General features: G+C 72.7%; 11 protein-coding genes. 4 read left to right on the top strand and 7 right to left on the bottom strand.

From position 1 onward, the window contains the following. Positions 1-29 precede the first annotated feature (29 nt). On the top strand, positions 30-1,433 hold the full coding sequence (locus tag COUCH_RS12450) for a selenium-binding family protein (RefSeq protein ID WP_249612241.1): 1,404 nt from the start codon (positions 30-32) through the stop codon (positions 1,431-1,433). Further along, positions 1,430-2,068, top strand: coding sequence for a hypothetical protein (locus COUCH_RS12445; RefSeq protein ID WP_249612240.1), 639 nt, complete (start codon positions 1,430-1,432; stop codon positions 2,066-2,068). Before COUCH_RS12450 ends, COUCH_RS12445 begins: the two co-directional genes overlap by 4 nt. Before the next feature lie 46 nt (positions 2,069-2,114). On the opposite strand, the gene ggt is transcribed toward COUCH_RS12445, so the two are convergent. From ggt to COUCH_RS12420, 5 genes are all read right to left on the bottom strand, one after another. Beyond that, positions 2,115-3,908, bottom strand: a complete 1,794-nt coding sequence (gene ggt, locus COUCH_RS12440) for a gamma-glutamyltransferase (protein ID WP_430640922.1) — start codon at positions 3,906-3,908, stop codon at positions 2,115-2,117. An 86-nt stretch (positions 3,909-3,994) separates the two neighbouring features. Further along, positions 3,995-5,932: an ABC transporter ATP-binding protein gene (locus COUCH_RS12435; protein WP_249612239.1), complete on the bottom strand. Its 1,938-nt coding sequence runs from the start codon at positions 5,930-5,932 to the stop codon at positions 3,995-3,997. Then, the gene (locus tag COUCH_RS12430) at positions 5,929-8,529 is read right to left on the bottom strand and encodes an ABC transporter transmembrane domain-containing protein (RefSeq protein WP_249612238.1); all 2,601 of its coding nucleotides are present in this window, start codon (positions 8,527-8,529) and stop codon (positions 5,929-5,931) included. The genes COUCH_RS12435 and COUCH_RS12430 overlap by 4 nt, the downstream gene beginning before the upstream one ends. Before the next feature lie 309 nt (positions 8,530-8,838). Continuing rightward, entirely contained in the window at positions 8,839-10,362 is a 1,524-nt protein-coding gene (locus tag COUCH_RS12425; RefSeq protein ID WP_249612237.1) for an alpha/beta hydrolase, read from the bottom strand. Positions 10,363-10,448: 86 nt separating this feature from the next. Further along, a complete protein-coding gene (locus COUCH_RS12420; protein ID WP_249612236.1) occupies positions 10,449-13,511 on the bottom strand; it encodes a M14 family metallopeptidase in 3,063 nt (1,020 codons plus the stop codon). 123 nt (positions 13,512-13,634) lie between these two features. Here COUCH_RS12420 and COUCH_RS12415 point away from each other — a divergent pair, with 123 nt between their 5' ends. Beyond that, positions 13,635-14,756 (top strand): PQQ-dependent sugar dehydrogenase, encoded by a 1,122-nt coding sequence (locus COUCH_RS12415; protein ID WP_249612235.1) that lies wholly within the window; start codon positions 13,635-13,637, stop codon positions 14,754-14,756. A gap of 27 nt (positions 14,757-14,783) precedes the next feature. Here the strand turns inward: COUCH_RS12415 and COUCH_RS12410 are convergent, their stop codons facing one another. Continuing rightward, complete coding sequence (locus COUCH_RS12410) at positions 14,784-15,041, bottom strand: hypothetical protein (protein WP_249612234.1); 258 nt, start codon at positions 15,039-15,041, stop codon at positions 14,784-14,786. 180 nt (positions 15,042-15,221) lie between these two features. On the opposite strand from COUCH_RS12410, the gene COUCH_RS12405 reads away from it, so the two are divergent. Next, positions 15,222-15,887, top strand: coding sequence for an AbfB domain-containing protein (locus tag COUCH_RS12405; RefSeq protein ID WP_249612233.1), 666 nt, complete (start codon positions 15,222-15,224; stop codon positions 15,885-15,887). A 45-nt stretch (positions 15,888-15,932) separates the two neighbouring features. On the opposite strand, the gene COUCH_RS12400 is transcribed toward COUCH_RS12405, so the two are convergent. After that, complete coding sequence (locus COUCH_RS12400) at positions 15,933-16,271, bottom strand: hypothetical protein (protein ID WP_249612232.1); 339 nt, start codon at positions 16,269-16,271, stop codon at positions 15,933-15,935. Between the last annotated feature and the right edge of the window lie 20 nt (positions 16,272-16,291).

Here is a 16,291-nt window from a genome sequence, read left to right as displayed (position 1 = left end):
CGGCGGTCCGCGGGACGAGGATGACCTCCATGACCCGGTGGACCCCTGACCCCACGTTCTACGCCTCGCCGCGCGACGCCGTGCGAGCGCCCGCCGAGCAGCTGGCCTACGTCGCGGCCTTCGACCGCGCCGCCGAGAAGCCCGACGCCATCGCCGTCGTGGACACCGATCCCGCTTCCGGCGCGTACGGGACGGTGGTGGGCTGGACCGACCTCCCGCACACCGGCGACGAGCTGCACCACTTCGGCTGGAACGCGTGCTCGAGCGCGCTGTGCCCGTCCGCGCCGCACCCGCACGTCGAGCGGCGCTACCTGATCGTGCCCGGCCTGCGGTCCTCCCGGATCTACGTGCTCGACACCAAGGACGACCCGCGCAACCCGAGGCTGGTCAAGGAGATCCCGGCGGAGGACCTGGCCACGAAGGCGGGCTATTCGCGGCCGCACACGATCCATTGCGGACCGGACGGCATCTACGTGTCCGCGCTGGGCGGCGGTTCCACCGAGGGCCCGGGCGGCATCGCGATCCTGGACCACACCACGTTCGAGGTACGTGGCGCCTGGGAGAACGACCGCGGCGACCAGTACTTCGCGTACGACTTCTGGTGGCACCTGACCCGCGACGTGCTGGTGTCGTCGGAGTGGGGCACGCCGTCGATGATCGAGGACGGCATCAACCCGGAGCTGCTGGTCGGCCGCAAGTACGGCCACAGCATCCACTTCTGGGACCTCGCCAAGCGCACCCTCGTGCAGACCGTCGACCTCGGCGACCAGTACCAGATGCCCCTCGAGCTGCGCCCGGCCCACGACCCGCGCAAGGAGTACGGCTTCGTCGGTGTCGTCACCAGCGTCGAGGACCTGTCGGCGTCGGTCTGGGTGTGGCACCGGGACAACGGGGAATTCAAGGTCACGAAGGTCATCGACATCCCCGCCGAGCCCGCGGACGCCGCGGACCTGCCGCCGGCGCTGCAGCCGTTCGGGGCCGTGCCGCCGCTGGTCACCGACATCGACCTGTCCGTCGACGACCGGTTCCTCTACGTCTCCTGCTGGGGTACGGGCGAGCTCAAGCAGTTCGACGTCTCCGACCCGTTCCACCCGAGGGAGACCGGCTCGATCCGGCTCGGCGGCGTGACCGGTCGCGTGCCGCACCCGTCCGCCCCGGACGAACGGCTCGCCGGCGGCCCCCAGATGGTCGAGATCAGCCGCGACGGCAAGCGGGTCTACGTCACCAACTCGCTGTACGGCTCCTGGGACGACCAGTTCTACCCGCACGGCGTCGGCGCGTGGATGGCGAAGATCGACGTGGACACGGAGAACGGTGGCATGACGCTGGACGAACGCTTCTTCCCGCACGGCGACGAGTTCCGCGGGCTGCGCGTGCACCAGACCCGGCTGCAGGGCGGCGACGCCTCGTCCGACTCGTACTGCTTCCCGTGACGGCTGGTCAGCTCGCCGCCCTCGCCGCGCTCGGCGCGTTCCACGGCCTCAACCCCGCGATGGGCTGGCTCTTCGCGGTGGCCCGCGGCATGCAGGAAGGCAGCCGTACGGTGCTCCTGCGCTCGCTGCCCCCGATCGCCGCCGGGCACCTCGCCTCGGTGGCGATCGTGGCGGCGGTCGTCTCGGCGACCCGGTCGGCCGTGGCCGGCAACGTCGTGGCCATCACGGGCGGCGTCCTCCTGGTCGGCTTCGGCCTGTGGCGGCTGCTGTCCGAGCGGCACTTCCGGTGGGCGGGCATGCGACTGTCCCGGGCCCAGCTCGCCGGCTGGTCGTTCCTCATGTCCTCGGCGCACGGCGCCGGCCTGATGCTCCTCCCGGTCCTGGCGACCACGCCCATGGCCACCGGCCCGCACATGGCACACACGATGGCGGCGGCCCCGGGCGGGGCACTGCAGGGCCTGCTCGCCGCCGGCGTGCACACCGTGGCGATGTTCGCGGTGATGGGCGGATGTGCGGTGCTGGTGTACGAGTTCGTGGGGCTGAACGTGCTGCGCCGGGCCTGGTTCAACGTGGACAAGCTGTGGGCGGGGGTGCTGGTGGCGGCGGGTGCGCTGACCATCGCGCTGACAGCATGAGAAACGGGCGGGCCGTGAGCGGCCCGCCCGTTTCTCGTTCGGCGTTCTATCGTCGCGGCCAGAGCACGCCGGCTGAGCCGCCGCCGCGGCGGACCGGTTCCGCCGTGGCGATCAGTCCGCCGTGGCGGGTGAACTCGATCGCGGTGGCCGCGCCGAGCTCCGCCACGTCCGGGCCGAACGTGTGGCCCAGCGCTTCCAGGCCGGGCCCGTACCGCTGGTGGAATGCCGGTTCGGCCTGGATTCCGGGCGTGTTGCGCTGCGAGGCACGCGGCGCCGCCATCGCCTCCGGCAGGGTCATCCCGAGGTCGATGCGGTTCACCAGGATCTGCAGCACCGTCGTGATGATGGTCGCGCCGCCGGGCGACCCGGCGGCCAGGAACGGCTTGCCGTCCTTGAGGACGATGGTCGGCGACATCGAGCTGCGCGGGCGCTTGCCGGGGCCGGGCAGGTTCGGGTCCGGCGCGCTTCCCTGCGTACCCGTGAAATTGAAGTCCGTCAGTTCGTTGTTGAGCAGGAAGCCGCGGCCGGGGACGACCATGGCGTTGCCGCCGGTCTGCTCGATCGTCAGCGTGTACTCGACGACGTTGCCCCACCGGTCGGCCACGGTCAGGTTGGTCGTGCTCTGGCCCTGTTCCACCGGGCCGCCGACCGGCGCGGGCGTGCAGCCCGAGGCGTTGATGTCGCCCGGCGGGACCGGCTTGGTCAGCGCGTGGTCCGGGTTGATCTGGCAGGCGCGCTGGCTCGCCCAGCCGTCGCTGACCAGCTTGTCGAGCACGGGCTGCGGCGTGTACGCCCCGACATAACGGTTGCGGTCGGCGAACGACAGCGCGCTCGACTCCAGGTACCGGTGCAGCGCCTGGGTCATCGAGACCTTGGACAGGTCGGTCTTCTCGAGGATGTTCAGCGCCTCGCTCACCGCCGTGCCGCCGCTGGACGGCGTGGACATGCCGTACACGCTCAGCCCGCGGTAGCCGGACCTGGTCGGCGCCGGGTAGCGGACCTGGTAGTGCGCCAGGTCCGACATGCGCAGATCACCGGGACGGATCGGGTACGCCCACGGCAGGGCGGGAGTCGGGTCGACGGGCGGGTGCTGCACCGTACGGACGACGTCGGCGCCGATCGGTCCGCGGTAGAACACGCCGGTGCCGCGGCGGGCGATCAGCCGGTAGGTGTCGGCGAGGTCGGGGTTGCGCAGGGTCGAGCCGACCGCGGGCGGGGCGCCACCGGGCAGGTAGATCTCCGAGGTGGACCCGAACTGGGCGAACTGCGCGGCGTTGTCGGCGACCTGCTGGTGGAACGTGGCGTCGACGGGGAAGCCGCGGTCGGCCACCTTCGCGGCCGGCAGCAGCAGAGCGCCGAGCGGCCGGGTGCCCCACTTGCGGGACGCCGCCTCCCAGGTCGCCAGCGTGCCGGGCGTGCCGACCGAGAGGCCGCTGACCCGGGCCTCCTGGAAGTCGTACGGCTGGCCGTCGGCGGGGTCGATGAACGTCGTCTCGGTCATCGTGGCCGGGCCGGACTCGCGCCCGTCGATCGTGCTGACCGCGTGCCGCTTGGCGTCGTAGTAGACGAAGAAGCCGCCGCCGCCGATGCCCGCGGAGAAGGGCTCGGTGACGCCGAGGGTGGCCGCCGCGGCGACCGCGGCGTCGACGGCGTTGCCGCCGCGGCGGAGCACGTCCAGGCCGACGGCGGTGGCGGTGGTATCGACGGTCGAGACGGCGCCGCCGAAGCCCACCGCGGTGGGACCGTTGGGTGTCGCGTGAGCGTTCGCGCTGGTCGGGGCCAGGGTGACGGTTGTCATAGCGAGGGTGACCGTGGTGGCGAGCGCGAGAGAGAACCGCATCGTGCCTCCGGCGCGATAGAGAGAGTGTGGACAGACCCTCTCTGCCTACCGGCAGCAGCCACCGGACACAACCCGGGACGCACTCCTCACGCTGCGTGGTCGGTCGCGCCGTGTGCCGCCCAGGTCGCGTACATCTGTGCGTAGCGGCCGCCGGCGGCGACCAGCTCATCGTGACTTCCCGACTCCACGATGCCGTGATCGTCCACCACGATGATCCGGTCGGCGCGCATCGCGGTGGAGAGCCGGTGCGCGACCAGGATCGCCGTGCGTCCCTGCAGCAGCCGGTCCAGGGCCGCCTCCACCCGCAGCTCGCTGCGCAGGTCGAGGCTCGACGTCGCCTCGTCCAGCACCACCACCCGCGGCTCGGCCAGGAAGGCGCGGGCCAGCGCGAGCAGCTGCCGCTCCCCCGACGACACCGACTGGCCGCGCTCGTGCAGCGGGGTCTGCAGGCCCTCCGGCGAGCGCTCCACCAGGTCACGCAGTCCCACCTCGTCCACGGCCGCCCACACTTCGGCGTCGGACGCATCCGGCCGGGCGAAGGCGATGTTGTCGCGCAGCGTCCCGGCGAAGAGGAACGGCTCCTGCGGCACCACGCCGATCTGCCGGCGCAGCGATTCCAGCGTGACGTCCCGCAGGTCGTGGCCGTCGATGAGGATCCGGCCGCCGGTCGGGTCGTAGAGCCGCGTGACGAGCTTGGCCAGCGTCGACTTGCCGGCGCCGGTGGGCCCGACGCAGGCGATGGTCTCACCGGGCCGGACCGTGAGGCGCACGTGCTCCAGGACGGGCCGGTCGGGCAGGTAGCCGAAGGTCACGTCGTCGAGGACGATCTCGCCGCGGACCGGTGGGAGCTCGACCGCGCCGGGCTTGGGGCGTACGGACGGCGCCGTGCCGAGCAGCCCGTTGATCTTCCCCACCGCGGCCCGGCCCTGCTGGTACTGGGTGTAGAGCTGGACCAGCTGCTGCACGGGCTGGAAGAACGAGTTCAGATAGAGCACGAAGGCGGTGAGCTCGCCGATGGTCAGCGAACCGCGCAGCACCATGCGACCGCCGATCAGCAGCAGCGCCGCCATGCCGAGCAGGCCGATCGCCGACGTCCCGGGGCCGTAGACGGCGTTGATCCGCCCGGTGAAGTCGTTCGCGTCGCGATAGGCGCCCACGACGTCCCGGTGCGCGACGATGTTGCGGTCCTGCCGGTTGTGGGCGGTGATCACGCGCGCCCCGTTGAGGCTCTCCGACAGGTCGGCGAACATGGCGGCGATCGTGTCCCGCTGCCGGTTGTAACCACGGTCGGCCGCCCGCCGGAACCACAGCGACGCCACCGTCAGCGGCGGCACGATGAGCAGCAGCGTGATCAGCGTCAGCTCCACGTTGTAGTGGAGGAGCACGCCGGTGACCAGCACCATCGTCAGCGCCTGGATGCCGAACTGGGCGAAGCCGTCCGCGAGCAGGCTCTGCAGCGCCTCCACGTCGGAGGTCATCCGGGTCATGGTGACCCCGGCCTTCTCGCTGGTGTAGTAGTCCAGCGACATCCGTTGCAGGTGAGCGAAGATCCGGATCCGCAGGTCGCGGGTGGCGGAGGCGGCGAGCAGACCGCTCTGGCGCATGCGTACGGCGGTGGCCACCCCGGTGAGCAGCACGGCGGCCACGAAGGCGACGGTCGCCCCGACCAGCACCCGCACGTCCCGGCCGACCATCCCGTGGTCGATGCCCACCTGCACGAGGTACGGGCCGGCCTGCAGCAGCAGCGCCTCCACGAGCACGGCCAGCACGGCGGCGACCAGCAGCCCGGTCCGCCCGGCGACGAGCCGCCCGAGCGTGACCCGCCCGCCGCCGTCGGCCACCGGGTCGAAGGACACGCGGGGATCGCCGTGATCGGGTTCGCGCGCCTCCAGCTTCGCGACACCCTCGGCCAGGTCGGCCGGGATGCCCGCGAACGGCAGGCCGTTGCCCTTACGCCCGGCCGCACCGACGGAGGGCCGCCCGCCGGCATTGAACCCCCCGAAGCCGCCACCGAACAGGCTCACGCCGCGACCTCCGCATCATCCACGTCCGCCGAGCTCGCGGAGCCCGGGCCGCCCTCAGCCCCCGCACCATCCGAGACCGGCGCGCCGCCCTGGGCCGCCACACCATCCGAGGCCGCCGCGCCACCCTGGACCGCCACACCATCCGAGACCACCGCGCCACCCTGGACCGCCACACCATCCGAGGCCGCCGCGCCATCGTCAACGGCCGAGCCGTCCGGGCTCGCCGCGCCCTTGGCAGCCGCCGAGCCGTTGGGCGCCGCCGAGCCGTTGGGCGCCGCCGAGCCGTTGGGCGCCACCGAGCCGTTGGCAGCTGACGGGCCGTTCGGGCTGTTCACAGCTGCCGGGCCGTCCGCAGCCGCCGTGCCGTTGGTAGCCGCCGTGCCATCCGCAGCCGCCGGGCCGTCCGCAGCCGCTCGGCCGTCCGCAGCCGCCGGGCCGTTTGCAGTCGCCGTGTCGTCCGAGGCCGCACCGTTCGCAGCCGCTGCACCGTCGGACGCCACCGCGCCGTTCGCAGCCGCCGAGCCGTCCGAGGCCGCGCCGTTCGCAATGGCCACGCTGCGGGCGGCGGCCGGCCAATTCGCGGCCACCGTGCCACCCGGACCGGCCGGGGCCGCCGGACCGCCGACATCGCCCGGGGCCGTCGGACCACCCGAACCAGCCGAACCAGCCGAACCAACCGGACCAGCAGGACGTGCCGAACCAGCCGAACCAGCCGGACCAGCCGGACGTGCCGGACCAGCCGGACGTGCCGGACCAGCCGGACGTGCCGGACCAGCCGGACGTGCCGGACCAGCTCGGACCGCCGCGGTGGCCGGGCCGATCGGGGCGTCGTCGTCGGTGTCGTCGGTGGTGAGGGTGGCGAGCACGCGGCTGTATCGGGGTTCCGTCGCCAGCAGGGATTCGTGGGTGCCGTCCGCCGTCACGCGGCCCGCTTCCATGAGGATCACGCGGTCGGCGAGGCCGATCGTGGACAGGCGGTGGGCGACGATCAGGGTGGTGCGGCCCTTCATGCGGTCGCGCAGCGAGCCGTGGATGCGTTGTTCGACCGTGACGTCGATGGCGCTGGTTGCGTCGTCGAGGACCAGGATCGGGGGATTGACCAGCAGCGCGCGGGCGATGGCGACGCGTTGGCGCTGGCCGCCCGAGAGTGTGTAGCCGCGCTCGCCGACGACCGTGTCGTAGCCGTCCGGGAGCCGGCGGATGAAGTCGTCGGCGCCGGCCGCGCGGGCCACGTCCTCGACCTCGGCGCGGGTGGCTTCGGGGCGGCCGTACGCGATGTTGTCGTGCAGGGACAGCGAGAACAGGAACGGCTCGTCCGGCACGATGCCGACCTGGTCGCGCAGGCCTGCCAGGCGCAGCGTACGGACGTCGTGGCCGTCGATCGTGACCTGGCACGACGTCACGTCGTAGAAGCGGGCGAGGAGGCGGCCCAGGGTGGACTTGCCGCTGCCCGTGGCGCCCACGACCGCGACCGTTTCGCCGGGGGTGACGTGCAGGTTCAGGCCGTCGAGGGCGAGCGTGCCGTTCGGGTACGCGAACCGTACGTCCTCGAAACGCACGTCTCCCCGCAGCCGCACGTCGACGGGGTCGGGAGCGTCGACGATCTCGCTGGGGGTGTCGAGGATCTCGTAGATGCGCCGGGCCGATGCCGACGCGCGCTGGCCCAGCATGATCATCATGCCGAGCATGCGGAACGGTGGCTGGAGCATGAGCACGTACGAGTTGAACGCCACGATCGTGCCGACCGTCGTCCCGCCGCGGATCACCATGAGGCCGCCGACCAGCAGGACCAGCGCCAGGCCGAGGCGGGGCAGGTTGTCGAGGACCGGGTTCCATCGGCTGCGGATGCGGGCGTCCTGCAGGTACGCCCACCGCACCTCGTCGGCGGACTCGGCGAGGGTGCGCAGCTGACGCCCCTCCGCCGCGAACGCCTTCACGATGCGTACGCCCTGGATGTTCTCGTCGACCACCGTGGCGAGCCGGGCCAGCCGGGCCTGGATCAGCCACGACACCGGGAAGATCGCCTTGCGCATGCCGACGCCGAGGAAGCCGATGACCGGCATGGTGGCCATCGCGACGATCGCCAGCGGGACGTTGATGGAGAGCATCAGGCCGAACGCGACGACCGCGATCAGGCACTGCACGATGATCGACGGGCCGAACGACAGGTACATCTGCACCGCCCGGATGTCGGAGCCGGAACGCGACATCAGCTCGCCGGACTGCACCCGGTCGAAGAAGCCGAACGGCATCCGGGCGAGGTGGGCGTACACGATGTTGCGCAGGTCGTACTCGAGCTCGTAGGCGGTGCGCAGCAGGTAGAGCCGGGCCAGATAGTTGATGACGCCCTGCAGGAGGGCGAAGGCGACGATCCACCACACGTACGTGGAGAGCTGGGCGGTGCGCTCCACGACGGCCCGGTCGATGCCGATGCGGACCAGGTTGGGGATCTGCACCTGGACGACGAGGCCGGCGAAGGACAGCACCAGCGAGGTGATGAGCAGGGCGCGGTGGGCTTTGACGAGCGGCAGGGCCCGCCGGAGCCAGGTCTTGCGGGTGTCGGGGTCGATGGACGCCTTGGGCGCGCGGCGGCTCAACAGGCGCCCTCCTCGCTACCGGGATCGGGTGGCCGGGTAGTTAGCCTGGCTAACGATACCCCGCACCCACGGGAGCCGCCCGCCCCGCGAATGGGACGCGGGTCACGCCGGACGGGCCAGCAAGAAGAGCGGCGAGGAGCGCCCGGAGAAGGGCTGCAAGAGGGCCGGGGAGGACAGCGAGGAGGGCGGCGAAAGGACGGCGGGTGGGGCGGCGAGGGCGGCGGGTGGGGCGGCGACAAGGGCTGCGGGGCGCGAGTCGGCGGGCGGGAGGGGCGGCACGGAACAGGTCACGGCGCCGACCGCCGGCGGTCAGCCCGGAGTTCCGGCCCACGCAAGCGCGGGACCGCCCACGGAAGCGGCCGGGCGCTTGCCCACCCCGCCCTCCTGCGGTTCCACGCCCGGGCAGGACAGCCCCGCCGCCGGCGGCCGCACGGTCAGCAGGTACCGGTCGACCGCCGCGGTCACGCAGCCGCTGCGGCCGTACACGGTGTGGCCCCAGCCCTCGTACGTGACCAGCGACGCGCGCGGGCCGAGCTGGGCGGCGACGGTGCGGGCCCAGGCGTACGGGGTGGCCGGGTCGTGGCGGGAGTTGATGAGCAGGACCGGACCGGTGCGCAGCGGCGCCGGCACCCGCTGCGGGTTGTCCGTCCCCAGCGGCCAGCCGAGGCAACCCGTCACCGACGCCAGCGCGAGCGGGGACACCGGCATCTGCGGGTTGCGGGCGGCCAGGGCGGCGAGGCGGTCGCGCAGGTCCGGCCAGCCGCCGAGCGGCAGCGTCCAGTCGTCGCAGAAGACCGCCGGGAAGCTGTGCTCGATGCCGGTGGGCGCGCGGCGCGAGCGGGCGCCCGACGACGCCTCCAGCAGGTAGATCGCGAGCGAGTGCCACTGCGGGTCGTAGAAGGAGCCGAAGGCCACGCCGAGCAGGTCGTACTCGGTGAGCCGGCGGGACGGGTCGAACGGGTCGGGCAGCAGGCCGCGGCGGGCGCGGTCCAGCAGGCGGGACCAGAGCGTGCGGACGTCGCGGCCGTGCAGCGCGCACTCGGTGCTGCGGGCACACCAGGCGGCGAACTGGTCGAAGGCGTCCTGGGCCGCGGCCGTCTCGGCGGTCAGGAAGGCGCCCGTGTCGCCGCTGTGGTCCATCACGCTGTCGAGCGCCAGGGCTCGGACGCGGTCCGGGTAGAGCTCCGCGTACTGGGTGCCGAGCAGGGTGCCGTACGAGACGCCGTAGAAGCTGATCGTGCGCTCACCCAGCGCGGCGCGGAGCGCGTCCATGTCGCGAGCCACGCTCAGCGTGTCGGCGTGGCCGAAGACGGGGCCGCTGAGCCGTGCACAGTCAGCCGCGAGCCTGCGGTTGTATGCGACGGTTGCGCCGTACCCGCGGGAAGTGGAGATCGGCACGGACGGCCCGGCGGCGAGCAGCGACGCCGAGCACCGCACCGGGCTGCTGCGGGCGACCCCGCGGGGGTCGAAGCCGACGACGTCGAAGCGGCGGCGCAGCTGCGGGCTGAAGAACCAGGGGCTGTCCAGGGCGAAGTCGACGCCCGAGCCACCCGGGCCGCCGGGGTTGACCAGGAGCGTGCCGATGCGGTGCGCCGGGTCGGTCGCGGGGCGGCGGGCCACGGCGATGCGCACCGACGGGCTGTACGGGTCGGACCGGTCCGCCGGCGCCGTCATGGTCGCGCACTGGGCGGTGCGGTCCTCGGCGCACGGTGTCCACGCCGACAGGCGGTCCCGGGCGGCGTGGGCGGGGGCCGCCGCCGTGGTCACGGCCGTCGCGACGGCCAGGAACACGGCCAGGAACGCGGCCGGGTACGGCCGGGATGGTGCTCGCACTGCGTCGTCTCTCCGCCCTGCACGGCAGCGCGCCGCGCGCCTCATCCTCGGACGGGGCGCGCGGCGCGGTGGGTGATTACGGCGGATTACCTCCCAAAGAGGTGCTTCAGGGCGCGCTTGACCAGCGCGTCACGGTCGGCCTGCGGGAGCGCCTCGAGGCCGAAGCCCAGGTAGACGGTGTCCTTCGTGGTGGTCGCCGCGCCCGAGTCGAACGCCAGCTGGCTGCGCGTCCAGGTGTTGCTGTTGATGCCGGAGCCGGGCGGCGGGCCGGCAACCGTCCAGCCGCCGAGGTCGCTCTCGAACGAGGTCGACTGGGCGACCGTGCCGCCGGTCTCCACGCGGACGTCGTCGAGGAAGACGCCCAGGCCCTGGGTGCTCCAGTCGGACATGTACGTGATCGAGACCTCGACCTGCTTGCCCGCGTACGCGGACAGGTCGGCGTCGAACTCCTTCCAGCCGCCGCTGGCGCCGGTCGCCGCGTTCCAGGTGCCCGTGGTGCCGGTCGGCGTGCAGTCCGGGCTCTGGTAGTGCGCCACGAACGGGTGCAGGCCGGCGATCTGCGACTGGCAGCTGTCGCCGGTGTTCGTGGTGGTCAGCCCGTTGGCGTCGGGCAGCGTCGTCCACTCGTCGGTGCCGGCCGGGTGCGCCTCGACGAACATGAAGTCCCAGTTCGGCTCGATGTCGAACGAGGTGTGGAACTTCAGCCGGGCGGTCTGCGCGCCGGACAGGTCGATCGTCTTGGTGAGCCGCTTGTACGAGCTGTCGGCCTGACCGCTCCACAGGTACCAGGCGCCGTCGTACGGGTCGTACGGCGCCGCGCCGGGCAGCTTCCAGTCGAGCGGAGCCACCGCGTCCGCGAACTGCGGGAACTGCTTCGGCGGCAGGAAGCTCGACGTGGCCAGGAACGCCGCGGTGTGGCTCTCGGCGACCGTGCCGGTGTAGCCCTCGAACTTCCCGGCCGTCCCGACCAGCGGGTACGGCTTGCCGTCCGCGCCGGCGCCGCCGCCGTCCACGTACGAGTACGCACCCAGCCAGTACTGCTGGAAGTCGTTGAACAGCTGCAGGCAGGCGGGGTTCTCCGGGTCGGTGCACTCCCCCGGGCCGTCGGGCAGGTAGCGGTACGCGCCGTTCGCGCCCTGGGCGAAGCCGGCGTACTTGCCGCCGAGCAGCAGCTTGCCGCCCTCGTTGAGGTAGTCGCGCACGGCGAGCTCGGTCTCCAGCGCCGAGCGGGCCACCGTTCCGGCCGGCTGGCCGGAGGCGCGCGGGATGATGTCGTCGCCGGTCTCCCACACCACGGCCTTGTAGTGCGACAGCACCCCGAGCGGGTGCGGCGCCTGCCGGCCGTTGGTGTCGAGGTCGTAGACGTCCGCCGAGTACCCGGCCTTGCGCAGCGACGCCACGTGCTCGTCGGCGTAGCGGGCGCTGGTCGCGCCGTCGGTGGCCGCCGGCGAGACGCCCGTGACGTCCTCGGCGGCGATCACCAGCACGTCACCGCCGATCTTCTTCGCGACCGTGTACGCGAAGTTCGCCGAGGTGACCGTGGCGCGGCCCTTGCGGGCGGTGAACCACACCTTGACCTTGTCGCCGGGGCGCGCCCACGGGACCACGCCACGCCGTTCGGCGAAGTACTTGTCGAGGCCGTCGCCGTAGCGCTCGCCGCCGCGCCACTGCGCGGTGCGGGCGAGCCGGGCGCGGCCGCCGTTGACCGAGTAGTGCAGGGTGACGGCGCCCAGGCTGCGCTTGGCCGTCACGGCGACCTGCTGGCGCCGCCCGTACGAGGTGCTGAAGGCGTCCACCGCCAGGTCGGGCGTGCTGCGGCCGACCGACGACACGGGGTTGGCGGGGTCCTTGGCGGACTGCGCGACGGAGAGGGCGAACGGCAGGTTCTTGACGAACTCGTCCTGGATCAGCTTCTCGTCGTCCGGGAAGTTGAAGCCGCTCTCGCAGTCGGCCGGGTCCCACTGATCGTCCGGGTCCAGCGCGGAGACCGTCTCGCAGGTGCTCATCTCCGGGGTGAAGCCGATCGTCCCGGTGCGCACCTGGGCGTGGAAGTCGGTGTCGCCGTTGGTGGTGTACAGCTCCGCGGACAGGTCCGGGTCGTAGCCGGGCACCGCCGGGTGGGCGTCGTCGCCGGCCAGGGCGACGGCGATCTGGTCGTCCGGGCTGGGCGTGCTCACCTGCCACCCGACGCCGTAGAGCAGCAGCTCCGCGGCCGAGTGGTAGTTGACGAGGAACTCGAAGCCGATCCGCTTGAACAGCGCGTCGAGGGCCTGGGTCTCCGGCTCGGAGTTCGGCCCGGAACCGCGGAACGTCTCGCTGGCCGGGTCGGGCGACGAACCCTCGTTGTCGTAACCCCACTTCTCGGCGAAGTTGCGGTTGATGTCGACGCCGTCGCCCGCGGTGATCTGCCCGTCGCCGTTGTTGTCGCGCAGGTTCTTGCGCCAGAGGCGGTGGCCCTCGGTGAACGTGAAGTCGTACCCGTCGGGGTTGGCGACCGGCACGAACCACAGCTCGGTCGTGTTGAGGATCCGGGTGATGGTGGCGTCCGTGCCGTACCCGTCGATCATGTGGTGCAGCAGCCGCCGGTTCATCTCCGGCGTGATCCACTCCCGGGCGTGCTGGGCGCCGGCGTAGAGGACCGCCGGGCGTCGCCCGTCGGGCACGACCCGCGCGTCGCGGGTCACCTTCACGGCCTGGATGGGTACGCCCTTGAGCGTACGGCCGATCGTCACGAGCTTGGCCAGGCGCGGGTTCTGCGCGGCCGTGGCGGCCAGCTCCTCGCGCAGGCCGCCCTTGCCCTCGTACGGCCGGAAGACCGTGGGCGCGGCGGTGGCCTCGGCGCGCATCCGGGCGGTGCTGCGCTTGAGGGTCAGGGGCACGCCGGCGGCGACGAGCCGGTCGGCCTGTTGCCGCCCGAGGATCGTCTCGACGGCTATCTTGCCGTTCGCGGCTGCTCGCACCGCGCTCTCGTCGTGGTCGATGCCGGCGCCGCGCAGCCGTTCGAGCTGCCTGGCGTCGAGGGTGCCGACGTACACGCCGAGGGTGTCCTCGGCGGGCGCCGCGGCGGCCGGCGCGACCCCCGGAAGGACCGCGGCGGCCGCGGTCACGAGGGAGAGCGCGCAGGCGGTCGCCCAGCGGGCTGGTGTCATGGTGGAGGCCTCCATGGGTGGGAAGGTCGTGTGTGGACCCTCCCGAGCCGGTGGATGCCGTGTCAAGGACTCGCCCGGGCGAATGTTCAGTTTTCTCACAGGCGGTGCAGGCAGGCTGAACGGATGAATTCCGCCTCGCGCTGGGGATTGGCCGTCGCCACGGCGAGCGCCGCCCTGCTCACCGCCTGTTCCGGAGACGACGGGGGCGCGCCGGCCGCCTCCGCCGCCCCGGCCACGCCGTCGGCCCCGGCCACCACCGCGGCGGCCCCCTCGGCCACCGGCGCCACCCCGGATCTCGGCGCGCCGCAGACCGTCGCCACCGGCCTCACGGCGCCGTGGGGCCTCGCCTTCCTTCCCGACGGCACCGCGCTGGTGGCCGAGCGCGACAGCGCGCGCGTGCTGCAGGTCTCCACCGGCGGCGGCAAGCCCCGCGAGGTGTACCGGGTGCCCGGTGTCGCCGCGGAGGGCGAGGGCGGCCTGCTGGGTCTGGCGGTCGCGAAGGACTACGCCCGCACCCGCTGGGTGTACGCGTACCACACCGCGGCGGACGACAACCGCATCGTGCGCTTCAAGCTGGGCAGCGACGCCGCCCCGGAAGTGATCTTCGACGGGATCGACAAGGCCGGCATCCACAACGGCGGCCGGATCGCGTTCGGCCCGGACGGCATGCTCTACGCGGGTACGGGCGACGCGGGGAACCGTTCCGCGTCGCAGGATCCGCAGGACAGCAACGGCAAGATCCTGCGGCTGACGCCCGAGGGTGAACCGGCGCCCGGCAACCCGCGCGCGGGCTCCGCGGTCTGGAGCCTGGGGCACCGCAACGTGCAGGGGCTCGCCTGGGCGGCCGACAAGACGATGTACGCCGTGGAGTTCGGCCAGAACCGCTTCGACGAGATCAACCGGATCGAGCCGGGGAAGAACTACGGCTGGCCGGAGGTCGAGGGCACGAGCGACGACGACCGGTACGTCAACCCGCTCGTCACCTGGAGCACCGACGAGGCGTCACCCTCGGGTGCGGCGATCGCCGGCGACACGATGTACGTCGCGGCGCTGCGCGGGGAGCGGCTGTGGACCGTACCGCTGGGCGGGGGCGAGCCGCGGGCCGAGTTCTCCGGGCGCTACGGCCGGTTGCGTACGGTGGCCGTGGCGCCGGACGGCGCGCTGTGGCTCACGACGTCGAACACGGACGGCCGCGGTGACGCCCGCGACGGCGACGACCGGATCCTGCGATTCCCCGCCCGCTGACGGCGGACCGGCGGGGAACCGCGGGGATCACGCGGTCCGGTTGTTGGGCGGGAGCAGCGGCAACTGGCTGATTGCCGCCGCGTACTGGGCGATCTGCCGGCCGTTCGGCACGACGCCGACGCTGCGGAGCTGATCGTTGATGGCCTGCGCGACCGCATCCTCGGACTGGCCGCGATGCGTCTGCATGACCTTGTTGACCACATAGTCAACTCGAAGCTGCATCTGCCAGCCGGCGGGGCGTGGTGACGCTCCGCTGGCGAGGCTTACTGAGGCGAGGGGTTCCATGCCCCTGAGTATCGGGAGCTGGGTGTACCCACTGAAAGGTCCGGGGTGGCGGTGCAACCGAGCTGCACCCGTGCCGCACCGCTTTCTCCATCAAACGGGCCGCCCGGGTTGCCGTTCAGTGGCCGCCACCGCCCGGTACTCTCCCACCGGCCCCGGCAACGCAGGCGGAGAAGGGACACGATGACCGGTCAGGCACCCGAACCACAGCGCCCCGCCGGCACCGTCTACGGGCGTGGCGGCGTCGACGTCCGGGAGCCCCGGCCGGGCCTGCTCACCCGTACCCACCCCGCGGTCACCGCCCTCGTGTGCGCGGGCATCGTCGGCGTCCTGGCCCTCGGCTACACCATCTGGCGCGCCGCCGCGGACGAGCCGCAACCGCGCACCCAGCCTCCGGCACCGGCACCCTCGTCGGCGGCCCCGCCGAGCCCGTCGCGGCCCCGCCTCGCCGCCGGTTCCTGGCTGCTGGCCCCGCTCGACGACCCGGACACGCACCTGACCTCGGCGAACGGCTTCGCCGCGATGGCGCCGGACGAGCGGATGGTCCTGGTCGCCGGCCCCGGCCTCGCGGACCCGACCTGCTTCTCGTTCCGGGCCGAGGACGGCAGATACCTGCGCCACTTCGACTACCGGCTGCGCTTCGACGCCACGGACGACTCGGACCTCTTCCGCAACGACGCCACGTTCTGCCCGCAGCCGGGGCCGGCCGCCGGGACCGTACGGCTGACCTCGAAGAACTACCCGGACCACGTGGTGCACCGGCGCGGCACCGAGCTCTACATCGACGAACCGGACGGCTCGGCGACGTTCACGGCGGACAGCTCGTTCCAGGTTCAGCCCGCCTCCTGACCCACCGGCGCCCCGGCCGGAGCGAGCCGGCCGGGGCGGAAGCGGTCAGCCCTCCCGGTTGTCGTCGCGCTCCTCACGCAGTTCCTCGCGCAGCTCCTCGGTCGAGGGCACCGCGGTCGGGCGCCACCACATCCAGGCCAGGAAGAGCAGGCCCAGCACCAGCATCGACAGGCCCATCCAGAGGTTGATCCGGACGCCCTGCGCCTTGTCCAGGTCCTTGCTCGAGTTGAACAGCCCCAGCAGGGTGACGATCACGCCGTACACGACGAACAGGCCGCCGATGACGCGGCGCACGTCGAAGAGGCGGGCGGCCGCGGACCGCTTCTCCAGCTCCTCGGTCTCACTGAGCAGCTCGTCCTTCGGACGGTTCAGTTCCTCAGCCATGACAAGTCCTCCCGTCCGCC

It is taken from the genome of Couchioplanes caeruleus (assembly GCF_023499255.1).
In the GTDB taxonomy this organism is placed as follows: Bacteria; Actinomycetota; Actinomycetes; order Mycobacteriales; family Micromonosporaceae; genus Actinoplanes; species Actinoplanes caeruleus_A.
The sequence above is the reverse complement of the archived record's forward strand: the minus strand, read 5'-3'. Positions and strand labels throughout refer to the sequence as shown.

Excerpts from the sequence above, each read along its gene's own strand:
- COUCH_RS12405 (WP_249612233.1), top strand. The coding sequence starts at position 15,222 with ATGACCGGTCAGGCACCCGAACCACAGCGCCCCGCCGGCACCGTCTAC.
- COUCH_RS12400 (WP_249612232.1), bottom strand. The coding sequence starts at position 16,271 with ATGGCTGAGGAACTGAACCGTCCGAAGGACGAGCTGCTCAGTGAGACC.
- ggt (WP_430640922.1), bottom strand. The coding sequence starts at position 3,908 with ATGCGGTTCTCTCTCGCGCTCGCCACCACGGTCACCCTCGCTATGACA.
- COUCH_RS12415 (WP_249612235.1), top strand. The coding sequence starts at position 13,635 with ATGAATTCCGCCTCGCGCTGGGGATTGGCCGTCGCCACGGCGAGCGCC.
- COUCH_RS12450 (WP_249612241.1), top strand. The coding sequence starts at position 30 with ATGACCCGGTGGACCCCTGACCCCACGTTCTACGCCTCGCCGCGCGAC.
- COUCH_RS12410 (WP_249612234.1), bottom strand. The coding sequence starts at position 15,041 with ATGGAACCCCTCGCCTCAGTAAGCCTCGCCAGCGGAGCGTCACCACGC.
- COUCH_RS12420 (WP_249612236.1), bottom strand. The coding sequence starts at position 13,511 with ATGACACCAGCCCGCTGGGCGACCGCCTGCGCGCTCTCCCTCGTGACC.